16 protein-coding genes and 1 riboswitch are annotated in these 21,123 nt (G+C 66.2%); of the genes, 9 read left to right on the forward strand and 7 right to left on the reverse strand.

Annotation, left to right across the window (positions count from 1 at the left end; all coding sequences use genetic code 11):
• Positions 1–34: 34 nt before the first annotated feature.
• The 4 genes from betA to speB all read right to left on the reverse strand — a co-directional run bounded on the left by betA (position 35) and on the right by speB (position 6,024).
• Positions 35–1,720, reverse strand: a complete 1,686-nt coding sequence (gene betA, locus WS45_RS06735; protein ID WP_059690281.1) for a choline dehydrogenase — start codon at positions 1,718–1,720, stop codon at positions 35–37.
• A gap of 40 nt (positions 1,721–1,760) precedes the next feature.
• On the reverse strand, positions 1,761–3,266 hold the full coding sequence (locus WS45_RS06740; protein WP_059698987.1) for a purine-cytosine permease family protein: 1,506 nt from the start codon (positions 3,264–3,266) through the stop codon (positions 1,761–1,763).
• Between the two features lie 158 nt (positions 3,267–3,424).
• The gene (locus tag WS45_RS06745) at positions 3,425–4,933 is read right to left on the reverse strand and encodes an aldehyde dehydrogenase family protein (protein ID WP_059698962.1); all 1,509 of its coding nucleotides are present in this window, start codon (positions 4,931–4,933) and stop codon (positions 3,425–3,427) included.
• Positions 4,934–5,046: 113 nt separating this feature from the next.
• The gene (gene speB / locus WS45_RS06750; protein ID WP_059534472.1) at positions 5,047–6,024 is read right to left on the reverse strand and encodes an agmatinase; all 978 of its coding nucleotides are present in this window, start codon (positions 6,022–6,024) and stop codon (positions 5,047–5,049) included.
• A 160-nt stretch (positions 6,025–6,184) separates the two neighbouring features.
• On the opposite strand from speB, the gene WS45_RS06755 reads away from it, so the two are divergent.
• The 6 genes from WS45_RS06755 (at position 6,185) to lipA (ending at position 14,476) form a co-directional block, all read left to right on the forward strand.
• Complete coding sequence (locus tag WS45_RS06755; RefSeq protein ID WP_059698964.1) at positions 6,185–7,108, forward strand: LysR family transcriptional regulator; 924 nt, start codon at positions 6,185–6,187, stop codon at positions 7,106–7,108.
• A gap of 192 nt (positions 7,109–7,300) precedes the next feature.
• A riboswitch (glycine riboswitch) is annotated at positions 7,301–7,387 on the forward strand.
• Between the two features lie 121 nt (positions 7,388–7,508).
• Complete coding sequence (gene gcvH / locus WS45_RS06760; protein ID WP_306459395.1) at positions 7,509–7,991, forward strand: glycine cleavage system protein GcvH; 483 nt, start codon at positions 7,509–7,511, stop codon at positions 7,989–7,991.
• Positions 7,988–10,867 carry an aminomethyl-transferring glycine dehydrogenase gene (gene gcvP / locus WS45_RS06765; protein WP_218921630.1) on the forward strand — a complete coding sequence of 960 codons (2,880 nt, stop codon included), beginning with the start codon at positions 7,988–7,990 and terminating at the stop codon, positions 10,865–10,867. Before gcvH ends, gcvP begins: the two co-directional genes overlap by 4 nt.
• Positions 10,868–10,960: 93 nt before the next feature.
• Positions 10,961–12,217, forward strand: a complete 1,257-nt coding sequence (gene glyA / locus WS45_RS06770) for a serine hydroxymethyltransferase (RefSeq protein ID WP_059534479.1) — start codon at positions 10,961–10,963, stop codon at positions 12,215–12,217.
• A gap of 162 nt (positions 12,218–12,379) precedes the next feature.
• A complete protein-coding gene (gcvT, locus tag WS45_RS06775) occupies positions 12,380–13,498 on the forward strand; it encodes a glycine cleavage system aminomethyltransferase GcvT (RefSeq protein ID WP_059698968.1) in 1,119 nt (372 codons plus the stop codon).
• 3 nt (positions 13,499–13,501) lie between these two features.
• Positions 13,502–14,476: a lipoyl synthase gene (lipA, locus tag WS45_RS06780; RefSeq protein ID WP_059698970.1), complete on the forward strand. Its 975-nt coding sequence runs from the start codon at positions 13,502–13,504 to the stop codon at positions 14,474–14,476.
• Positions 14,477–14,564: 88 nt separating this feature from the next.
• Here the strand turns inward: lipA and WS45_RS06785 are convergent, their stop codons facing one another.
• The 3 genes from WS45_RS06785 to WS45_RS06795 are packed head-to-tail and all read right to left on the reverse strand — an operon-like array spanning position 14,565 to position 18,235.
• Entirely contained in the window at positions 14,565–15,755 is a 1,191-nt protein-coding gene (locus WS45_RS06785; protein ID WP_059534484.1) for an acetyl-CoA C-acetyltransferase, read from the reverse strand.
• Positions 15,756–15,773: 18 nt separating this feature from the next.
• The gene (locus tag WS45_RS06790; protein WP_059698972.1) at positions 15,774–16,541 is read right to left on the reverse strand and encodes a 3-hydroxyacyl-CoA dehydrogenase; all 768 of its coding nucleotides are present in this window, start codon (positions 16,539–16,541) and stop codon (positions 15,774–15,776) included.
• A 20-nt stretch (positions 16,542–16,561) separates the two neighbouring features.
• On the reverse strand, positions 16,562–18,235 hold the full coding sequence (locus tag WS45_RS06795) for an acyl-CoA synthetase (protein ID WP_059698974.1): 1,674 nt from the start codon (positions 18,233–18,235) through the stop codon (positions 16,562–16,564).
• A 135-nt stretch (positions 18,236–18,370) separates the two neighbouring features.
• On the opposite strand from WS45_RS06795, the gene WS45_RS06800 reads away from it, so the two are divergent.
• The 3 genes from WS45_RS06800 (at position 18,371) to WS45_RS06810 (ending at position 20,803) form a co-directional block, all read left to right on the forward strand.
• Positions 18,371–19,375, forward strand: a complete 1,005-nt coding sequence (locus WS45_RS06800) for an AraC family transcriptional regulator (RefSeq protein ID WP_059698976.1) — start codon at positions 18,371–18,373, stop codon at positions 19,373–19,375.
• Positions 19,376–19,726: 351 nt separating this feature from the next.
• A complete protein-coding gene (locus WS45_RS06805) occupies positions 19,727–20,326 on the forward strand; it encodes a hypothetical protein (protein WP_059698991.1) in 600 nt (199 codons plus the stop codon).
• Positions 20,327–20,431: 105 nt separating this feature from the next.
• Positions 20,432–20,803, forward strand: coding sequence for a nuclear transport factor 2 family protein (locus WS45_RS06810; RefSeq protein ID WP_059690290.1), 372 nt, complete (start codon positions 20,432–20,434; stop codon positions 20,801–20,803).
• Positions 20,804–21,123 lie beyond the last annotated feature (320 nt).

Raw genomic sequence — 21,123 nt, forward strand, 5'->3', positions numbered from 1 at the left:
GTGACTGCCGAACGCGCGCCGCCGTGCGCCGCGCTTAAGCGGCCACCTTGCGCTTGGGCACACCCGTGCGCTGTTGCGCTTCCCAATTCTCGACGAAGCCGACCGCCGCATCGGACGGCGCGAGCACTTTCCGGCCGCGCACCAGGTCGGCGGCCCGTTCGGCCAGCATGATCGTTGGCGCGTTCAGATTCCCGTTCGGTTCGGTCGGAAACACCGACGAATCGATGACGCGCAGGCCCTGAACGCCGCGCACGCGCAATTCGGAATCCACCACGGCCATCTCGTCCTCGCCCATCCGGCACGAGCCGCACGGATGCATCGTGCTTTCCATGTTGGCGCGCACGAACGCGTCGATCTCGTCGTCCGTCGTCACGTCCGGGCCGGGCGCCAGCTCCACGCCGCGGAAGCGATCCATGGCCGGCTGCCCGACGATCTCGCGCGTGAGGCGCACGCAGCGACGGAACCCCTCGCGATCTTCCTCGCGGTCGAGATAGTTGAACCGGATTTCCGGATGCTCGTACGGATCGGCGGAGCGAACCCGAACGTACCCGCGGCTCTTGGGTTTGTTCGGCCCCGTGAGCACCATGAAGCCATGGCCCTTGTACGGCTTGTCGCCGTCATAACGCATCGCCGCCGGCAGGAAGTGGAACTGGATGTCAGGCCAGCGCAGCCCTGCTTCGGAACGGATGAACCCGCCTGCCTCGAAATGGTTGCTGGCGCCCAGCCCGTCCTTGAACAGCAGCCAGCGCAGGCCGATCATCGCCTTGCCGAGCAGCCCCATCTTGCCGTTGAGCGACACCGGCTCCTTGCACTCGTACTGAATGTAGATTTCCGAGTGGTCCTGAAGATTCTCGCCGACGCCCGGCAGATCGTGCACGACCTCGATCCCCGCCTTGCGCAACACGTCGGCCGGCCCGATCCCCGAGCGCTGCAGCAGGTGCGGCGAGCCGATCGGCCCCGACGACACCAGCACTTCCCGCGTGCAGCGAACCGTGTGCTGGACGCCACCCTGCTCGTAGACCACGCCGACCGCGCGCTTGCCTTCCATCACGATCCGGCGCGTCATCGCATGCGTGACGACGGTCAGGTTGGGTCGCCGCATTGCCGGGCGCAGGTATGCGTTCGCGGTCGACCACCGAACGCCGTTCTTGACCGTCATGTGCATCGCGCCGAACCCTTCCTGCATGTAGCCGTTGCAGTCGTCGGTCTTGATGTAGCCGGCCTCGGCCCCCGCTTCCACCCAGGCGCCGTACAGCGGGTTCTGCATGTTGTTGCCGTTGTTGGTGCTCAGCGGGCCGTCCGCGCCGCGATATTCGTCGCCGCCGAACTTGTAGCTCTCGGCCTTGCGGAAATACGGCAGGCAGTTCCGGTATCCCCAGTCGCGGGCGCCGAGCGATTCCCATTCGTCGAAATCGCACGCGTGACCGCGAATGTAGACCAGGCCGTTGATCGACGACGAGCCGCCGAGCACCTTGCCGCGCGGGCAATGCAGGCGGCGTCCGTCCAGGTTCCGTTCCGGCGCCGTCTCGTAGTGCCAGTTGAACCGCTTCGTGTTCATCGGCATCGAGAACGCGCTCGGCATCTGGATGATCACGCTGCGATCGCTTCCGCCGTACTCCAGAACCAGCACGCTGACGTTCGAATCCTCGGTCAGGCGGTTCGCCAGCACGCATCCCGCCGACCCGGCGCCCACAATGATGTAGTCGTAGTATTTAGTCATCTTGATTATCCTGCTCGATGAATGATCCTGGCGTGCCGGGTCAGCCGCGCTTTTTCTCGCCGGTGGTGAACTCCGGCATGTGCGCTTCGATGTGCGCGATTTCCGCTTCCTCGCGCCGCAGGTCGAGCGACCGGCACAGCACGTAGTACGCGAGCGCCGAGACGATCAGCCCCACCAGCCAGGCCAGGTCGACGCTGCCCATCGCCTTCGCGAGCGGGCCGACGTAGACCTCGCGGTCGCCGTCGAAGATGCAGAAGAACGGCACCATTGCCACAAACCCGATCAGGTACGAAAGCAGGCCGCGTCCGCCCCAGTTCCCGTACAGGCTGTCGCGCGGGCGAAAGAAATGCGGCACCGCGTAGCGCCCCTTGCGCACGAAGAAGTAGTCGGTCAGGTTGACGGCCGTCCACGGCACCAGGAAGTACAGCATCACCACCAGATAGATGTTGAGCACCGACAGGCCGGAACCCGACGCGTAGATGCGCATCGCCACGCCGAACTGCAGCAGCACGACGAAGACGATCGCCGCGATCCGGGCCTTCGCGGTCGGCTCCACCTTCCGGAACGAGTCCACGCTAGTGATGGCCGTCAGCTTCGCGCTGTAGATGTTCATCGCGATCACCGGCAGGAACGCGACGATGGTGATGGCCACGACCGCCGTGCCGAGCTGCGGCGCGATTCCGGCACCCACGCCGTGGAGCGCGACGAGCACATCGGTTGCATGCAGGTGCGCGCCGAGCCATCCGCCCACCGCGATCATCCACGCGCCGGACAGCGATGCCCCGACGAACACCGCGGCAATCAGCCTGCCGCTCGGCGTGTTCTTCGGCAGGTAGCGCGAATAGTCCGACACGTAGGGCGCATACGCGATGTTGTAGCTGGCCGCCGCCGCGAACTGCGCGATGAAGCCGGTCCAGTTGAAACCCAGCTTCGCGACCGGCACACCGGCCGCCGCCGGCGCGTCATGGATCCAGCCGGCCAGCACCGCCAGCGTCACGAGGCCGTATAGCGGCAGCGAAAGATACAACGACCATTTGAACGTCCGGTGCATCCAGTCGTGACCGAGTATCGCGAGGATCGTGGCCGGCACCGTCACGACCAGCGCGACCTCCATCGGATCCCAATGGAACAGCGTCCTCAGGCCCTGCATCATCAATACCAGGTTGACGATGTTGAAGCCCGCGAAGACGAACAATGTCGCCAGCAGCACGAGCACGACGCCGCGATAACCGAACTGCGCGCGCGACTGGATCATCTGCGGCAAGCCGAGATGCGGCCCTTGCGAGCCGTGGAACGCCATGAACAGCGTGCCGAACATGATGCCGAGCGTGCCGGAGACGGTGGTCCAGAACGAATCGAGACCGACGCTCGGCCCGACGAAGCCGATCGTCATCGTGAAGAACGTGAAGTTCCCGACGAACCAGAACGGCCCCTGGCTGGCCAGCCGATCGGTACGCTCGCTTTCCGGGACGAAGTCGATCGAGTGCGCCTCGATGGCACCGTGGTCGCCGCGCGGCGCCTTCAATACGTTTGTTTCTGCCTGCATGTTGTACCCCATGATCGCAAAGGGCTAAGCAGAGCGAATTCCCCGAATCGGTCCGGATGAACAGGTCGAGGATTTCGCATCGGGATCAGGCCGCCTTCGGCCGGCTGCAGGCTTTTGCCGTGCATGCCGGCGGCAGGCGGCACATCACGTGCAACCGGTCACGGAAGCGTGATGCAGACTGCCTTGGTCTCCATCAGATAGTCGAGCTGCTCCGGCCCGAGGTCCTTGCCGAACCCGGACGTCTTGAACCCGCCGAACGGCAGCGCCGGATCGATGGTGCTGTGCGCATTCACATAGACCGTGCCCGCCTGCAACCGCGGAATCAGGCCATGCACGCGCCCCAGGTCGTTCGAGTAGATCGCGGCGGCCAGGCCGAACGACGAATCGTTCGCGAGCGCCACGGCCTCGTCGAGCGTGTCGAACGGCGCGGTCACGAGCACCGGGCCGAAGATTTCCTCGCGGACGATCCGCATGTCGGGACGGCAATGCGCGAAGATCGTCGGTTCGACGAAATGCCCCGGGCCCGCATGGGCGCGGCCGCCGTAGTAGCATTCGGCGCCTTCCCGGATGCCGGATTCGATGTACGACAGGACCGTGTCCTTTTGCCTGGCCGATACGAGCGGGCTGATGAAGCAATCGCGATCCAGCCCGGGGGCGATCTTCAACGTCGCCGTGTAGTCGGCCAGCGCCGCGAGGAAGCGGTCATGGATGTCGCGGTGGATATAGGCCCGCGTGCCCGCGTCACACACCTGGCCGGAGTTGAAGAACACGCCGTTTGCCACGGCCTGCGCGGCGGCATCGATATCGGCGTCGTCCAGCACGATGACCGGGGATTTCCCGCCGAGTTCGAGCGTCACGCGCTTGATGTGCCGCACCGCGTTTTGCCCGACGTCGCGCCCGACCGGCGTCGAACCCGTGAAGGTCAGCTTGTCGATGCCCGGGTGGCTCGCCATCGCGGCGCCGATCACGCTGCCGCGACCGGTCACGATGTTGACCACCCCGTCCGGAATACCGGCTTCCTGCACCAGTTCGGCAAAGCGCAGCGTCGACAGCGACGTGAGTTCGGCCGGCTTCACAACCGTCGTGCAACCGACGGCCAGCGCGGCCGCCAGCTTCCAGGCCATGGTCTGCAGCGGATAGTTCCACGGCACGATCGCGCCCACGACACCGATCGGCTCCTTGCGCGTATAAGCCAGATAGTTGCCCGGCAGCGATGGCTCGACCGTGCGGCCGTGCAGCTTGGACGCCCAGCCGGCGAAATAGCGGAACGTGTCGACGGTGCCCTGGATGTCGATCGCGCGGGCCTGCGCGACGGACTTGCCCATGTCGATCGATTCGATCTCCGCCAGTTCGTCCGCGTGCGCCTCGATCAGGTCGGCCAGCCGGTGCAGCAGCCGCTCGCGCTCCAGCGGCTTGAGGCGGCGCCATTCGCCGTGATCGAACTGGTGACGGGCGGCGGCGACGGCACGGTCGAGATCGGCCGTCGTCGCGAACGGAATCTGCGTGATGACGCCCTCGGTCGACGGCTCGGTGACGGCGCTGAACTGGCCGTCGCTGCCGTCCACCCACGCGCCGCCGATGAACATCTTCATCGGCCTGGCGAGAAAGTTTCGGGTCGCCTGGGAAACATCGTGGCGATCGAGATATTGCGCGACTACGGCATCCATGTTGATCTTCCTTGATAGCGTGCCCGGCACCTCTCGGCGAAGGTACCCGGGCCGTACGGTAATGACTTCGAGCGTCCCGCGAGACGTCGCGCCCGATTCCTGATATGAATGTCTCAGCGGGCGCGGGCCAGGCTGCGCGCGTGGAAAATGAAACCGATGCTGTTCATCAGCAATTGCGCGGCCAGGATCGACGTCGTGCCGGTCGGATCGTAAGCCGGCGCCACTTCCACCAGGTCCATGCCGACGATGCTTCCGTGGCTGCGCTTCGCGAGCGCCTGGATGATCTCGAGCACTTCGTAGTACTGGAAACCGCCGTGGCTCGGCGTGCCGGTTCCCGGCGCGATCGACGGATCGAAGCCGTCGATGTCGATCGTGATGTAGTAGGCGCTGCGCTGCGGAATCTGCTCGAGCACGCCGTCGGTGCCGAGGCGCCGGACATCGCGCACGGACAGGATGTTGGAACCCGCGGCGCGGGCCGCGTCATAGTCGCTGCGGTTGGATGACGAGACGTTGCGGATGCCGAGCTGCGTCATGCCGGCGATGTGGTCCATCTCGGAGGCCCGGCGCAACGGGTTGCCGTGGCCGTATCGCACGCCGTGGCGTTCGTCGACGAAGTCGAGGTGCGCATCGAAATGCACGATGTGAATCGGCCCGCGGCCTTCGAACGCCTTGATCACCGGCGCATGCACCGAATGATCGCCGCCAAGCACCACCGGCATCGCTCCGCCGGCGAGAATCTTGCGCACGGCCAGTTCGATGTTCGCGTTGCTCGTGGCCATGTCGGTGTGCACGATGTCCGCATCGCCGACGTCCACCATGCGAACCTGATCCTCGGTCAGGTAGAGCACGTCGTCTTCGTGATCGTAGGCGCCCGCGTGCCCGAACGAAAACAGCGTCGACGCCTCGCGAATGCCGCGCGGGCCGAAGCGCGCGCCCGAGCGCCACTGGGTGCCCATGTCGTTGGGCGCACCCAGGATCGCGACGTCCGCGTCGATGTTCTCCCAGTCGAGGCACACCGGCGCCTTCGCAAAGGTGCAGTGACCGACGAACGGCAGGTTGAGCCTGCCCTTTTCATAGCTGTTGTTCTGCATTGTCTCCGTCTCCATCTGTATGCGGAATCGTCTTCGGGCGCACGGCCGTCCATGCGCTTGCCTTTGCGGTCACTATGGGCAAAAATTTTTTCCGGAAAAATAGCATCTATCAGATGTCCATATCGGATATTCCGATGTGACGGACGGAGGAGAACGGAACGTGAAACAGCTGCAGGACATCGACCTGAAACTGCTCAGGATTTTCATGACCATCGTGAAATGCGGCGGTTTCTCCGCCGCGCAGGCCGCGCTGAACGTGAGCCAGTCGACCATCAGCGAGCAGATGACCAGCCTCGAAACGCGCCTCGGCGTCAAATTGTGCGAACGCGGCCGCAGCGGCTTTCGTCTGACGGAACACGGCGTCGCGACCTACGAATCCGCGCAGCGCCTCGCGCTCGCGGTGGAAGCGTTCTGCATGGACACCCATGCGCTCAAGCAGCGCATCTCGGGCCGGCTTCATCTCGGCATCATCGACAACACGGTCACCGACACCGACAGCATCCTGCCGCTCGCGCTGCGCCGGTTCGTCTCGCGCGGTCACGACGTCCAGCTCGACATCTACATCGGCACGCCGGCCGAGCTCGAGGAGCGCGTGCTCGACGGGCGGTTGCACCTCGCGATCGGCCACTTCCCGCTCACCGTTGCCGGCCTGTCCTACACGCAGCTGTACGAGGAGCCCGACGGTCTCTACTGCAGCCGCTACCATCCGCTGTTCTCGACCGACGCCACCGGCGACGCGCTGATCGAGCGCGTCCGGCAAAGCCAGGTGGTCGCACGCGCGTTCCTGCAGCAGCGCGACCTGCAATTGCTCGAGAGCGGCAGCGCGGCCGCGACCGTCGACAATGTCGAGGCCCAGGCGATCCTGATCCTGACGGGCGCGTATATCGGCTTTCTGCCGCGGCACTACGCGAGACAGTGGGTCGACGCCGGCCAGATGCGCCAGCTCGCCGCGGAACAGCTCACATCCGCGTGGCCGTTCTCGTCGATCACGCGCCGCGGCGTCGCACAGCCGACCGTGCTTCGCGCGTTCCTCGACGACCTGATGGCCCAGTCGGGCAACCGCCCCGCGCCGGCGGACAGATAGTCGATATCGGATATTCATTTCGGTCCCCACCGAAGTATCGACCGGCCGCGATCGCGGCGCGGGCTTGCTCCGCCAGGCCGCGCGCCGTTTTCGGCGCGCCTGCGCCGTGCCGCGGCATCTGCTTCGCCGCATGGGCGGTCGAACGAGGTGTTGACACCGCCGCAGGCGTACGACTAGATTGTCGCCAGCTATCGGGATGTGTCAGGAGAGACCGCCGTCCGGCGGCGCCGAAGGGGAATCGCCCCAGAAACTCTCAGGCAAAAGGACTGACGCATCGATTAGCGCTCTGGAGAGTAGGCCTCTGGTCGTCGACCAAGCCTCGCCGAAGGAGAAGCGCCCCGCCGGGGCGCGCAATCTCTCAGGCAAACGGACAGAGGGGGCATCAGGCACGCAGCCTGGAATGCCCCGGTCTCGTCCGGATGCCGACTCGTCGATCATCCTCCCGCCCGTGCACTTCCGGCTTGCGTGTGCCGCATCACTCAACGCAACCCTGTCAGGAAGAGAGCACATGAGCGAGGTCCGATACACCGAATCCCATGAATGGCTGCGCGTCGAAGGCGACGGCAGCGCCACCGTCGGCATTACCGACCACGCGCAATCGCAGCTGGGCGATCTGGTTTATGTCGCACTGCCAAGCGAAGGCGACGCCTTTGCCCAGTACGACGAGGCCGCCACCGTCGAATCGGTCAAGGCCGCCGGCGAGGTCAAGATGCCGGTGTCCGGCACCGTGCTGGAAGCGAACGCCGCCCTGGGCGACACGCCGAGCCTCGTCAACGATTCCGCGGAATGCGACGGCTGGTTCTTCAGGATGCGCATCGACAGCCCGGAGCAGCTGACCGGGTTGATGGACGCCGCCGCGTATCGCGCCTATATCGGCGAATGACGGAGACGGCCATGAACGCATTCGATTCCGTCGCGCAGCGCGAGTCGTTCGTCCGCCGCCACATCGGCCCCGATGCAGACGAACAGGCCGCGATGCTGGCCGTGCTCGGCGTGGACTCCGTCGACGAGCTGGTGGAGCAGGTCGTCCCCGCGGCGATCCGCAGCGATGCGCCGCTCGCCCTGCCTCCCGGCTGCACCGAAGCCGACGCGCTGGACCGGCTGGCTGCACTGGCAGGCCGCAACCAGGTATTCCGCTCGTTCATCGGCATGGGATACCACGACACCCACACGCCGCCGGTCATTCAGCGCAACGTGCTGGAAAATCCGGCCTGGTACACGGCCTACACGCCGTACCAGCCTGAAATCTCGCAAGGCCGCCTGGAGGCGCTGCTCAACTTCCAGACCATGATCGCCGACCTGACCGGCCTCGAGATCGCCAACGCGTCGATGCTCGACGAAGGCACCGCGGCCGCCGAGGCGATGACGTTCTGTCGGCGCCTCGCCCGGTCGGACAGCCGGATCTTCTTCGTCGCGCACGATTGCCATCCGCAGACGATCGAGATCGTTCGCACGCGCGCGGAGCCGCTCGGCATCGAGATCGTCGTCGGAGATCCGCGCCGCGATCTGTCCGCCACCGGCTGTTTCGCCGCGCTGCTGCAATACCCGGGCACCTTCGGCGACATCCACGATTACCGCGACGTGGTCGACACCCTGCATGCGAACGGCGCGCTGGCCGTGGTCGCCGCCGACCTGCTCGCGCTGACCCTGCTCGCGCCGCCGGGCGAATTCGGCGCCGACGTGGCGGTCGGCACCACGCAGCGCTTCGGCGTGCCGCTGGGTTACGGCGGCCCGCACGCCGGTTATTTCGCGACGCGCGACACGTTCAAGCGCACGATGCCGGGACGACTGGTCGGCGTGTCGATCGACGCGCACGGCCGCCCGGCGCTGCGCCTCGCGATGCAAACGCGCGAACAGCACATCCGGCGCGAGAAGGCCACCAGCAACATCTGCACCGCGCAAGTACTGCTCGCCAATATCGCCGGCTTCTACGCGGCCTATCACGGCCCGCACGGACTGACCGCGATCGCGCGCCGCATCCACCGCCTCACCGCGATCCTGGCCGCGGGCCTGCGTCGACTCGGCCATGCCGTGCCAACCGAATACTGCTTCGACACCATCGCCGTCGACAGCGGCATTCGCACCGATGCCGTGCACGCGGCGGCACGGGCCCGCCGGGTCAACCTGCGCGCCATCGACGCGCGCCGGATCGGCATCTCGCTCGACGAGACGACCACGTCCGACGATATCGTCATGCTCTGGTCGATCTTCTCCGAAGGGCGCGCCGTTCCCGACTTCGCGGCCGTCGACGCCGCCACCGCCGATGCGTTGCCTGCCCCGCTGCTGCGCCGGAGCGCCTTCCTCACGCACCCGGCGTTCAACAGCCATCATTCCGAAACGCGGATGCTGCGCTACCTGCGCCGGCTCGCCGACCAGGATCTCGCGCTCGACCGCACGATGATTCCGCTCGGCAGCTGCACGATGAAGCTGAACGCCACCGTGGAAATGATGCCGATCACGTGGCCGGCGTTCGCCCGGCTGCATCCGTTCGCACCGGCCGAACAGGCCGACGGCTATCGCGTGCTGGCCCGGGAACTCGAGGCGATGCTGTGCACGATCACCGGATACGACGCGGTGTCGCTGCAGCCGAATGCGGGCTCGCAAGGCGAATACGCGGGCCTGCTCGCGATCCGCGCGTATCACGCGAGCCGCGGCGAGGCACGGCGCGACATCTGCCTGATTCCGTCGTCGGCGCACGGCACGAACCCGGCATCCGCACAGATGGCCGGCATGCAGGTCGTCGTCGTCGACTGCGACGACGACGGCAACGTCGACATCGACGACCTCGCCGACAAGGCAGCGCGGTACGACAGCCGCCTGGCCGCGATCATGATCACCTATCCGTCGACCCACGGCGTGTTCGAGGCCCGCGTACGCGACGCCTGCGACATCGTTCATGCGCACGGCGGCCAGGTCTACATCGACGGCGCCAACATGAACGCGCTGGTCGGCCTCGCCCGGCCGGGCGCGTTCGGCGGCGACGTGTCCCACCTGAACCTGCACAAGACCTTCTGCATCCCGCACGGCGGCGGCGGCCCCGGCGTCGGCCCGATCGGCGTCAAGGCGCATCTCGCGCCGTTCCTGCCCGGGCATCGTGAGGGCAGCGTGCCGGGGATCGGTGCGGTGTCCGCGGCGCCGCTCGGCAGCGCGAGCATCCTGCCGATCACGTGGACCTACGTCACGTTGATGGGGTCGCGCGGCTTGCAGCGTGCCACCGAGGTGGCGATCCTCAACGCCAACTACATCGCCGCGCGCCTCTCGCCACACTACCCGATTCTCTATACGGGGCCGAACGGCCGCGTCGCGCACGAATGCATCATCGACCTGCGGCCGTTGAAGGACAGCAGCGGCATCAGCGTCGACGACGTCGCCAAGCGCCTGATCGATTTCGGCTTCCACGCGCCGACGATGAGCTTCCCCGTCGCCGGCACGCTGATGATCGAGCCGACCGAATCGGAATCGAAGGCCGAACTCGACCGGTTCATCGACGCGATGATCGCGATCCGCGCCGAAATCGCAGCCGTGGAAGCGGGCACGCTGGATGCCGAAGACAATCCGCTCAAGCACGCGCCGCACACGGCGGCCGAACTCGTGGGCGACTGGCGTCACGCGTATTCGCGCGAACAGGCCGTCTATCCGCTCGGCGTCGCGGCGACGGCCGGCGGCAAGTACTGGCCGCCGGTTTCGCGGGTCGACAACGTCTACGGCGACCGCAACCTCGTGTGTTCGTGTCCGCCGATGGAAGCGTATCGATCGTGACGCGCCGGCCGCTCCACTCGTAACGACACTCAACCCTGCTTGCGCGGCCGCGCACCCGACGTGCGCGCCGCACCGATACCAGGAGAAGGACAAATGTTCAGCAAAGACATGCGGATCGAAGGCTTCGATGACGAACTGTGGACAGCGATGGAACGCGAGCGCATTCGCCAGGAGGACCATATCGAGCTCATCGCTTCGGAAAACTACACGAGCCCGCGCGTGCTGCAGGCGCAAGGCTCGGTGCTGACCAACAAGTATGCCGAGGGCTATCCGGGCAAGCGCTACTACGGCGGCTGCGAATTCGTGGACGTTGTCGAACAACTGGCGATCGATCGCGCAAAGGCGCTGTTCGGTGCCGACTACGCGAACGTGCAGCCTCATTCCGGCAGCCAGGCCAACGCCGCCGTCTACATGGCACTGCTCGAGCCGCACGACACGATACTCGGCATGAGCCTCGCGCACGGCGGTCACCTGACGCATGGCGCGCACGTGAATTTCTCGGGCAAGCTCTACCGTGCGGTGCAGTACGGCCTGAACGCGAAAACCGGCGAGATCGATTACGACCAGGTCGAGGCGCTGGCGACCGCACACCGGCCGAAACTGATCACGGCCGGCTTCTCCGCCTATTCCCGCGTGGTGGACTGGGCACGCTTCCGGCAGATCGCCGACGCCATCGGCGCATATCTGTTCGTCGACATGGCTCACGTGGCGGGCCTGGTGGCGGCCGGCGCGTACCCGAATCCGCTACCGCACGCGGACGTGGTCACCACGACGACCCACAAGACGCTACGCGGCCCGCGCGGGGGCCTGATTCTCGCCCGGACGAACCCGGAGATCGAGAAGAAGCTCAATTCCGTCGTGTTCCCCGGCATCCAGGGTGGCCCGCTGATGCATGTCATCGCCGCCAAGGCCGTTGCGTTCAAGGAAGCGCTGTCGCCCGAGTTCCGGATCCATCAGCAGCAGGTGGTCGCCAACGCCCGGGCCATGGCCGATACGTTCGTCAAACGCGGCTTCGACATCGTCTCCGGCGGAACGGACAATCACCTGTTCCTCGTCAGCCTGATCCGCCAGGGACTGACCGGCAAGGCGGCCGATGCGGCGCTGGGCCGCGCGCACATCACCGTGAACAAGAACGCGGTGCCCGACGACCCGCAGAGCCCGTTCGTCACCAGCGGCATTCGCATCGGCACGCCTGCCGTGACGAGCCGCGGTTTCAAGGAAGCGGAAGCGCGCGCGGTGGCCGGCTGGATCTGCGACATCCTGGCCGATATCGAGAACCCGTCGGTCATCGACCGCGTTCGGCGACACGTCGCCGAACTGTGCGGCGCATTCCCGGTATACGGCAAGTAACGGCCGTTCGGGCCATTGCCCGACCGTTCTTCGGAAGCGACTTCGACGTCCCTCCGGAGAACGGAGCACGCCTCCGGATACGGGATTGCCCAAGCCGTTCATTCCGTACTCCGAAGCTGTACCGCGCGCGATCTCCTAACATCCTGTTGATCCGGAATAACGATGACGATCTCACTTTCCCGTACTCCACTCCACGACCTTCACGTCGAGCTCGGCGCGAAGATGGTTCCGTTCGCCGGGTACGAAATGCCCGTCCAGTACCCGCTCGGCATCCTCAAAGAGCATCTTCATACGCGCGAGCAGGCCGGGCTGTTCGATGTCTCGCACATGGGACAGGTGCTGCTGTCGGGTCCGGATGCCGCCGCCGCGCTCGAAACGCTGGTGCCGGTCGACGTGATCGACCTCCCGTTGGGCATGCAGCGCTACGCGTTGTTCACGAACGAGCACGGCGGCATTCTCGACGACCTGATGATCACCCGCCTCGGCGACGCCGAGCTGATCGCGGTCGTCAACGCCGCGTGCAAGGACCGCGACGTCCGCCATCTGAGGGAACGGATCGGCCACCGCTGTGACGTCGTCGAGCTGACCGACCGCGCGCTGCTCGCCCTGCAAGGGCCGGCCGCCGCGTCGGTTCTGGCGCGCCTGGCACCCCGCCTGGCCGAACTGGTCTTCATGCAAAGCACGCGTGTCGAGCTGGCCGGCGCGGCGTGCATGGTCAGCCGCTCCGGCTACACCGGCGAGGACGGCTACGAGATCTCCGTGCCGGCCGATCGGGCGGAAGCGCTCGCACGCCTGCTGCTGGCCGACCCTGCCGTCGAGCCGATCGGTCTCGGCGCGCGTGATTCGCTGCGCCTCGAAGCCGGCCTGTGCCTGTACGGCCACGACATCGACACCGGCACCACGCCGATCGAAGGCGGGCTGTTGTGGGCCCTCTCGAAAGTGCGACGCCCGGGCGGTGCACGCGCCGGCGGTTATCCCGGCGCGGATGTCGTCGCGCGGCAGATCGCCGAGGGCGTGAAAAGAAAACGCGTCGGCTTCGTCGTGAAAGACAGGGTGCCGGTGCGCGAGGGCGCCGACATCGTCGACGCCAACGGACGCCCGATCGGCACGGTGACGAGCGGCGGCTTCGGTCCGACTTGCGGCGGCCCGGTCGCCATCGGCTATGTCGACGTCGAATTCGCGACACCAGGCACTGCACTGCATGCGATCGTCCGCGGCAAACCAGTCCCGATGGAAGTCGCGAAAACGCCGTTCGTCCCGCAACGCTACTACCGGGGGTAAGCCATGGCGAACACGAGCACCCGCAACACGCCGATGGCCGCCGGAACCCGGCTCTCCGCCGCCGAAAAAATGGCGCGCATCCCCGTGAAGATCGTCGCGACCGAACCGGCCGACATGCCACGCAAGCCGGAATGGATTCGTGCGGCCTTTCCGGGTTCGCGGGAGGTGATGGCGCTGAAGAAGATCCTGCGCGAGCAGAAGCTGCATACGGTATGCGAGGAAGCCGGTTGCCCGAACCTCGGCGAGTGCTTCGCTCACGGCACGGCGACCTTCATGATCATGGGTGACATCTGTACACGGCGTTGTCCGTTCTGCGATGTCGGACACGGCCGCCCGCTTCCGCTCGATCCTGACGAACCGGCACGGCTCGCCGAAACGATTGCCGCGATGAGGCTCAAGTACGTGGTGATCACGTCGGTCGATCGCGACGACCTGCGCGACGGCGGCGCCGCACACTTCGCGGCCTGCATCGGCGCCGCACGCGGGATCGATCCGGCACTCCGGATCGAGGCGCTGACGCCGGATTTTCGCGGCAGGCACGAGGCCGCGCTGAACCTGCTCGCGGCCTCCCCGCCGGACGTGTTCAACCATAATCTGGAAACCGTGCCGCGCTTGTATCGCGAGGCGCGGCCGGGCGCCGATTACCGGCACTCGCTGAGCCTGCTGCAGGCATTCAGGTCCGCGGCGCCGAACGTGCCGACCAAATCGGGCCTGATGCTGGGCCTCGGCGAAGAGATCGACGAGGTCGAGCAGGTGATGCGCGACTTGCGCGCGCATGGCGTCGACATGCTGACCCTCGGCCAATATCTGCAGCCAACCCGTCACCACTTGCCCGTGAAGCGCTTCGTTCCTCCCGCGGAATTCGCGCAGTTGCGGCAACGCGCGCTTGCGCTCGGGTTCAGCCAGGTCGCATCGGGGCCGATGGTGCGCTCGTCCTATCACGCCGATCTGCAGGCGAAAGGCGAAATGGTCGAATGACGGCGGGTTCGATGAAGCGCGCGCGACGCGCCTCGCCGATGAGGCGGTATGGCTCCGGTCCATACCGCCCGCGTCCTCCCGGCGCGCGTTACGCGACCCGCTCGATCGCGATCGCCGTCGCCTCGCCGCCGCCGATGCACAGCGACGCGACGCCGCGCTTCAGCCCATACGCTTCGAGCGCGGCCAGCAGCGTCACCATCACGCGTGCGCCCGATGCGCCGATCGGATGGCCGAGCGCACACGCGCCGCCGTGCACGTTGACCTTGTCGTGCGGCAGGTCGAGATCGCGCATCGCGGCCATCGCCACCACCGCGAAGGCTTCGTTGATCTCGAACAGGTCGACGTCGCGCAGGTTCCAGCCGGTTTTCTCCGACAGCTTGCGGATCGCGCCGATCGGTGCCGTCGCGAACAGGCCCGGCTTGTTCGCATAGGTCGAATGCCCGACGATCACCGCCTTCGGCGCGAGGCCGAGCCGGTCCGCTTCCGAGCGACGCATCATCACGAGCGCGGCCGCGCCGTCGGAAATCGACGACGAATTGGCGGCCGTCACCGTACCGCCTTCGCGGAATGCCGGCTTGAGCGTCGGAATCTTGTCGAGCTTCGCGTTACCGGGTTGCTCGTCGATCGACACGACGGCTTCCGTCTTGCCGGCCTTCACCGTCACCGGCGCGATCTCCGATACGAAGCGTCCTTCCGCAATCGCTCGCTGCGCGCGCGTCAGCGATGCGATCGCGAACGCATCCTGCTCCTCGCGCGTGAACTGGTAGGCCTGCGCGCAATCCTCCGCGAACGTGCCCATCAGCCGGCCCTTGTCGTACGCGTCCTCGAGCCCGTCGAGGAACATGTGATCGAGCACCTGGCCATGCCCCATGCGCATCCCCGCGCGCGCCTTCGGCAGCAGGTACGGCGCATTCGTCATGCTCTCCATCCCGCCCGCGACCGCCACGTCCGCCGATCCCGCCAGCAGCAGGTCGTGCACGAACATCGCGGCCTTCATCCCTGAGCCGCACATCTTGTTGACCGTGGTCGCGCCCACCGCCAGCGGCAAGCCCGCCTTCAGCGCGGCCTGCCGCGCCGGTGCCTGCCCCTGGCCGGCCGGCAGCACGCAGCCGAACACGATTTCATCGATGCGCTCGGCAGGCACGTTCGCGCGCTCGAGCGCAGCGCGAATCGCCACCGCGCCGAGCTCGCTCGCGCTGGCCGCGGCCAGGTCGCCCTGAAAACCACCCATCGGCGTGCGCGCCGCACCAACGATTACGATCGGATCCTGTGTCGTCATGATTGCATTCCTCCAGTGTCAACGCGGTGCCATGCGCAGCGCGCCATCGAGACGGATGACTTCGCCGTTCAGCATCGTATTCTCGGCGATGTGGCGCACCAGCGCCGCGAATTCATCGGGGCGGCCGAGCCGCGGCGGGAACGGTACGCTCTTGCCGAGCGCGTCCTGCACGTCCTGCGGCATGCCGGCCATCATCGGCGTCGCGAAGATGCCCGGCGCGATCGTCACCACGCGAATGCCGAACCGCGCGAGTTCGCGCGCGATCGGCAACGTCATGCCCACCACGCCGCTCTTCGATGCCGCATACGCGGCCTGTCCGATCTGTCCGTCGAACGCCGCGACCGACGCGGTGTTGACGATCACGCCGCGCTCGCCTTCCCCGTCGGCGTCCTGCTTCGACATTGCGTCGGCGGCCAGCCGAATCATGTTGAACGTGCCGACCAGATTGATCGACACCGCACGCGCGAAACGGTCGAGCGAATGCGGGCCTTCGCGGCCGACGACCTTCTCGCCCGGCGCGACGCCCGCGCAGTTCACGAGCGCATCGATGCGGCCGAACGCGTCGCGCGCAGCGGCAACGGCGGCCTGCCCGTCGGCTTCGCTCGTCACGTCGGTCTTCACGAAGCGTGCGGCCGCGCCGAGTTCGTGCGCGAGGCTCGTGCCGGCGTCTTCATTGACGTCCAGCAGCACGGCCTTGCCGCCTTCGGCGACCACCATGCGCGCCACCGCCGCGCCGAGGCCCGAACCGGCGCCCGTAATCAGAAAAACGCGATCCTTGATATTCATTCGCAGTCCGTATTCAGTATTCAGGAGTGAGCGGTCTTCTCGGCTTCCAGCTTGCGCAGCACGAAGCGCTGGATCTTGCCGCTCGGGGTTTTCGGCAGTGCGTCGACGAAGTCGATCGCGCGAGGATAGGCGTGTGCCGACAGCCGCCGCTTCACGTGCTGGCTCAGTTCTTCGGCCAGCGCCGATGTGCCGTCGAAGCCTTTCGACAGCACGACGAACGCCTTGACGATCTCGGTGCGCTCCGGGTCCGGCACGCCGATCACCGCGGCCTCGCTGACAGCCGGATGCTCGATCAGCGCGCTTTCCACGTCGAACGGACCGATCCGGTAACCGGACGATGTGATCACGTCGTCCGCGCGGCCGATGAAGCTCACGGTACCGTCCGGCTCGAGCTCGACGTTGTCGCCGGTCCGGTAATAGCCGCCCGCGATCGCCGGCGTGTCCTGCTGCCAGTAACCGTAGAACCACAGCAGCGGCGAGCGCGCGATGTCGATTGCGAGAATGCCGGGTTCGCCGGGGCCAAGTTCGCGGCCGGCTTCGTCGAGCACCGCGACGCGATAGCCGGGCATCGCTAAACCCGCCGAGCCGGCATGGACGACGTGCGCGAGTCCGTGATGATTGTTCACGACCATCCCGAGCTCGGTCTGGCCGTAGTGGTCGTAGATCGGCGCGCCGAGCGCCGCGTGGAACCAGCGCACGACTTCCGGATTCAGCGGTTCTCCCGCGCTGCTGACGACGCGCAGTTGCCCTTTCAGGCGCGCGGCCGCTTCGGTGCCGGCCGCCATCAGCATCCGGAACGCCGTCGGCGAACCGGCGAGGCTCGTGATGCCGAGCCGTTCGATCACGTCGTAGGTACTGTCGACCGTGAAACCACCCTCGTACAGCGTCGTTGCATGGCCGAGCAGCAGCGGGCCCGTGATCGCGTAATAGAGGCCATATGCCCAGCCCGGATCGGCGATGTTCCAGAAGCGGTCGCCGGCGCGAAGGTCCACCGCGTCGCGCATGTACGCGCCGAACGCGAGCAGCGCGCGCAACGGCACCGGCACGCCCTTCGGCAAACCCGTCGTGCCCGACGTCGACATCATCATGAACAGGTCGGTGCCCTTTCGCGGCACCGGTTCGAATACGTCGGACTGTGCGTCGAGCGCCGCGCGGAAATCGATGTCGCGCGCCGGCAGCGCGTCGCCCGACTCGCGCACCGTCGCGACCCGCGGGCAATCGACGATCTCGTCGAGCTTCGCGCGATTCGCGATGTTGGTGACGACCAGCCGTGCATCGCTCATGCGCAGCCGGTGCTCGATCGCCTTCGGCCCGAACGCGGTGAAGAGCGGCTGATAGACGGCGCCCGCGCGCCACGTGCCGAGGATCGTCGCGACGAGTTCGGGCGTACGCGGCAACAGGCCGGCCACCACGTCGCCCGGCTTCACGCCCTGCTCGACCAGCAGGTTCGCAACCCGCGCCGACAGCTCCTGCATCTGTGCGAACGTGAAACTGCGATGCTGGCCGCCGGCGTCGATCCAGTCGAGTGCGATCGCATTCGCGTCCGCCGCCGCATGCCGGTCGCAGCATTCGACGCAGGCGTTCAGGCCCTGCTCCAGGTCGCCGTGCAGATGTGCGGCGGCGGTCTCGATACGGAAGCCGGCCACGGCGTCGGCGTAGGCCGGCACCACCCGGGCGGTTGCTCCATCACGCATGCGTGTCTCCTGTTCGTTATGCCCGCCGGCGAACCGGGGGTATATCGAAGATGGTAGACAGCCGTCACATTGCAATCAATGACAAACAGAATCTAGAATCGTGATCGCTTTTGCCATGTCTGGAGGGCATGAAAAATGGGGCCGCAGATGATCTCGCCGGATTTCGTCGAGGATGCGCTCGAGAGCCTGCGCCGGCTGCGGATTCCGATCGAGCCCGTGCTGCGCATGGCCGGCCTGCCGGCCACCGTGCGCGAGCCCGTCACACCACAGCAGTACGGTCGCCTGTGGCTGGCGATCGCCAACGCGATCGACGACGAATTCTTCGGGCTCGCGGCCCGCCCGATGCGGCGCGGCAGCTTCACGCTGCTGTGCCACGCCGTGCTGCACGCGGGTACGCTCGAGAAAGCGCTGCGGCGTGCGCTGCAGTTCCTGCGCGTGGTGCTCGACGAACCGCGCGGCGAGCTCGTGGTCGCCGACGGCCAGGCGCAGATCGTCCTCACGCAGGCGGGCACACCGTATTCGGCGTTCGCGTACCGGACCTTCTGGCTGATCCTGCTCGGCGTCGCCTGCTGGCTGATCGGCCGACGCATTCCGCTGCAGCGCATCGATTTCGCGTGCCCGAGCCCCGACCAGCGCAGCGACTACCACCAGTTCTTCGGTGTGCCCGTGCATTTTGACCGCCCGGACAGCCGGCTCGCGTTCAACGCCGCGTACCTCGCGCTGCCGACGATCCGCACCGCGCAGGCGCTGAAAACCTTCCTGCGCGGCGCGCCCGGCAACCTGCTCGTGCGCTATCGGCACGACACCGGCTGGGTGGCAAAGACACGTGCGCATCTGAAGGCCCAACCGGCCGCCGAGTGGCCGGACTTCGACACGCTGGCCGTGCGCCTCGGCACAACGCCCGCGACCCTGCGGCGACGGTTGCGCAGCGAGGGGCAGAGCTTCGCGTCGATCAAGGACGAACTGCGCGGTGCGCTGGCCCAGTCGCTGTTACGCGGGCACACGCTCAGCGTCGCGGAAATCGCGGCGGAACTCGGTTTTACCGAGCCCAGCGCGTTTCATCGCGCGTTCCGGAAATGGACCGGGACGAGCCCGGGCGCATTTCGGCGGGATGTCAATGCGGCGCAGGCGGAGCATTGAATCGCGGCGCGGGTATGCGTCACGCTCGGTGCGAGCGCGCTAAAGGGCAAGGCTGACGTGCATGATCGCAGTGAATTTCAGCAGTCGTGCGGTTGCTCGAGCTGTTGGCCTTCAATGGAAGTTCTGGAAGAACCGCTCTCTTTTGCTTCAAGAGGCAATCCCCCCGCATTCGACGGCCACGCAGTCGATTCGGCTGTGAGCACGCAATCACGCTGCAGTCTGTTGGCGTTCAATCGATTCCGGCTTCGGCAACGACACGGCGCAGAATCGACGGCGCCGCATGCCGGCGCGAAGTTGCGCGTTGCGCTGCCTGACCACATACTGACCGCCCATGCGAACAAGACCGCGTTGATGGTGACTGTCGATCAGGGTGCCGCTTTAGTGCTGGGTGTCGTGGGATCTGCCGTGTCCCTGTTGGCAGCCATTCCGTACGCGCTCGCGATCTACCGGCGCACCGTTCGGCCGCACCTGTTCACGTGGCTCATCTGGTCGGTCGTCACGGTGATCGCGGCCGCCGGTCAGTTCGTTGCGGGTGCCGGCCCGTCTGCATGGTGCACGGCGGCGATCGCACTGACCTGCTTTCTGACTTTCGTCGCAAGTCTGTTTCGAGGTGAGCGCGGCTGGACCCGCATCGATTGGCTCTTCCTGTGCGCGGCACTATCGGCCATTCCGCTCTGGATGCTGACCGAGGACCCTACGATGTCGATCTGTCTGGTCACGCTGATCGAGCTTGCCGGCCTGGGACCGACCATACGCAAGACGCTTCGCGATCCGTGGAGCGAGAGCCTCACGTATTTCGCGCTGTGCGTGCTCAAGTACGCATTGGCGCTGCTGGCGCTAAGCACGTGGAATGTCGCGGTCGCGTTCTATCCTTCGGTCAACATCGTCGCGTCGATCGGCATCTGCTTGGTGATGTTGGTGCGACGTCAGGCGCTGTCGAAACCTGAGTAATCTCTGTCGAATAGCCTTCTTGGTGCCGGAACGCGAGGGCCGCCGCAGCCCGGTTACCGGCCGCGTATGAAATGCGGACCCTTCGAACCGTTGCGAGGCCCCGATATGGATGCCGTTCGTGCAGTCATCGAACCGTATGAAGCCGCACTGCGAGCGGCGATGCTCGCCAACGACGTCGACACACTCGACACGTTGCTGGATGACGACCTCGTCTTCACCATCCCGAGCGGGCTGGTCATTTCGAAAGATGACGATCTGTCCGCGCATCGCGCGAAACTGCTGCGCCTCGACACACTCGATATCCAGGAGACTCAGGCAAAGTCGATCGGCGAGATGATCCTCACCACGACGAAGGCGAAGCTTGCCGGTCGTTTCGACGGCAACGCATTCGATGGCATGTTCGCCTATACGCGCCTGTGGCGCCGATCGGGTAGCGAGTGGCGTGTCGTCGCCGGACATGCATCGCAGATCGGTTGAACTTACGACATGCCCGCAAATCAGGAAACTGCTGGATCGAAAGGTAAGCCGATGCTGCCGCTGTCGCGCACCGACAGTGCTCGGCGACCGTTGCCGATGACGGGAGGAAGAGATGGGATCGGTGAAAAGGACTCCTCGGGAGGACATGGAGTTTGCAAGATGGGGACGGTTCTCTGTCATCTCGCGCTTTCCGCCGCGCCAATGCAAAAACCCCCGCCTTGTCGGGCGGGGGTTCTTGGCTTGAGGGAGCCTGACGATTACCTACTTTCACACGGGAATCCGCACTATCATCGGCGTAGAGTCGTTTCACGGTCCTGTTC

The sequence above is a fragment of the Burkholderia sp. RF2-non_BP3 genome, from assembly GCF_001522185.1.
GTDB classification, from domain to species: Bacteria; Pseudomonadota; Gammaproteobacteria; order Burkholderiales; family Burkholderiaceae; genus Burkholderia; species Burkholderia diffusa.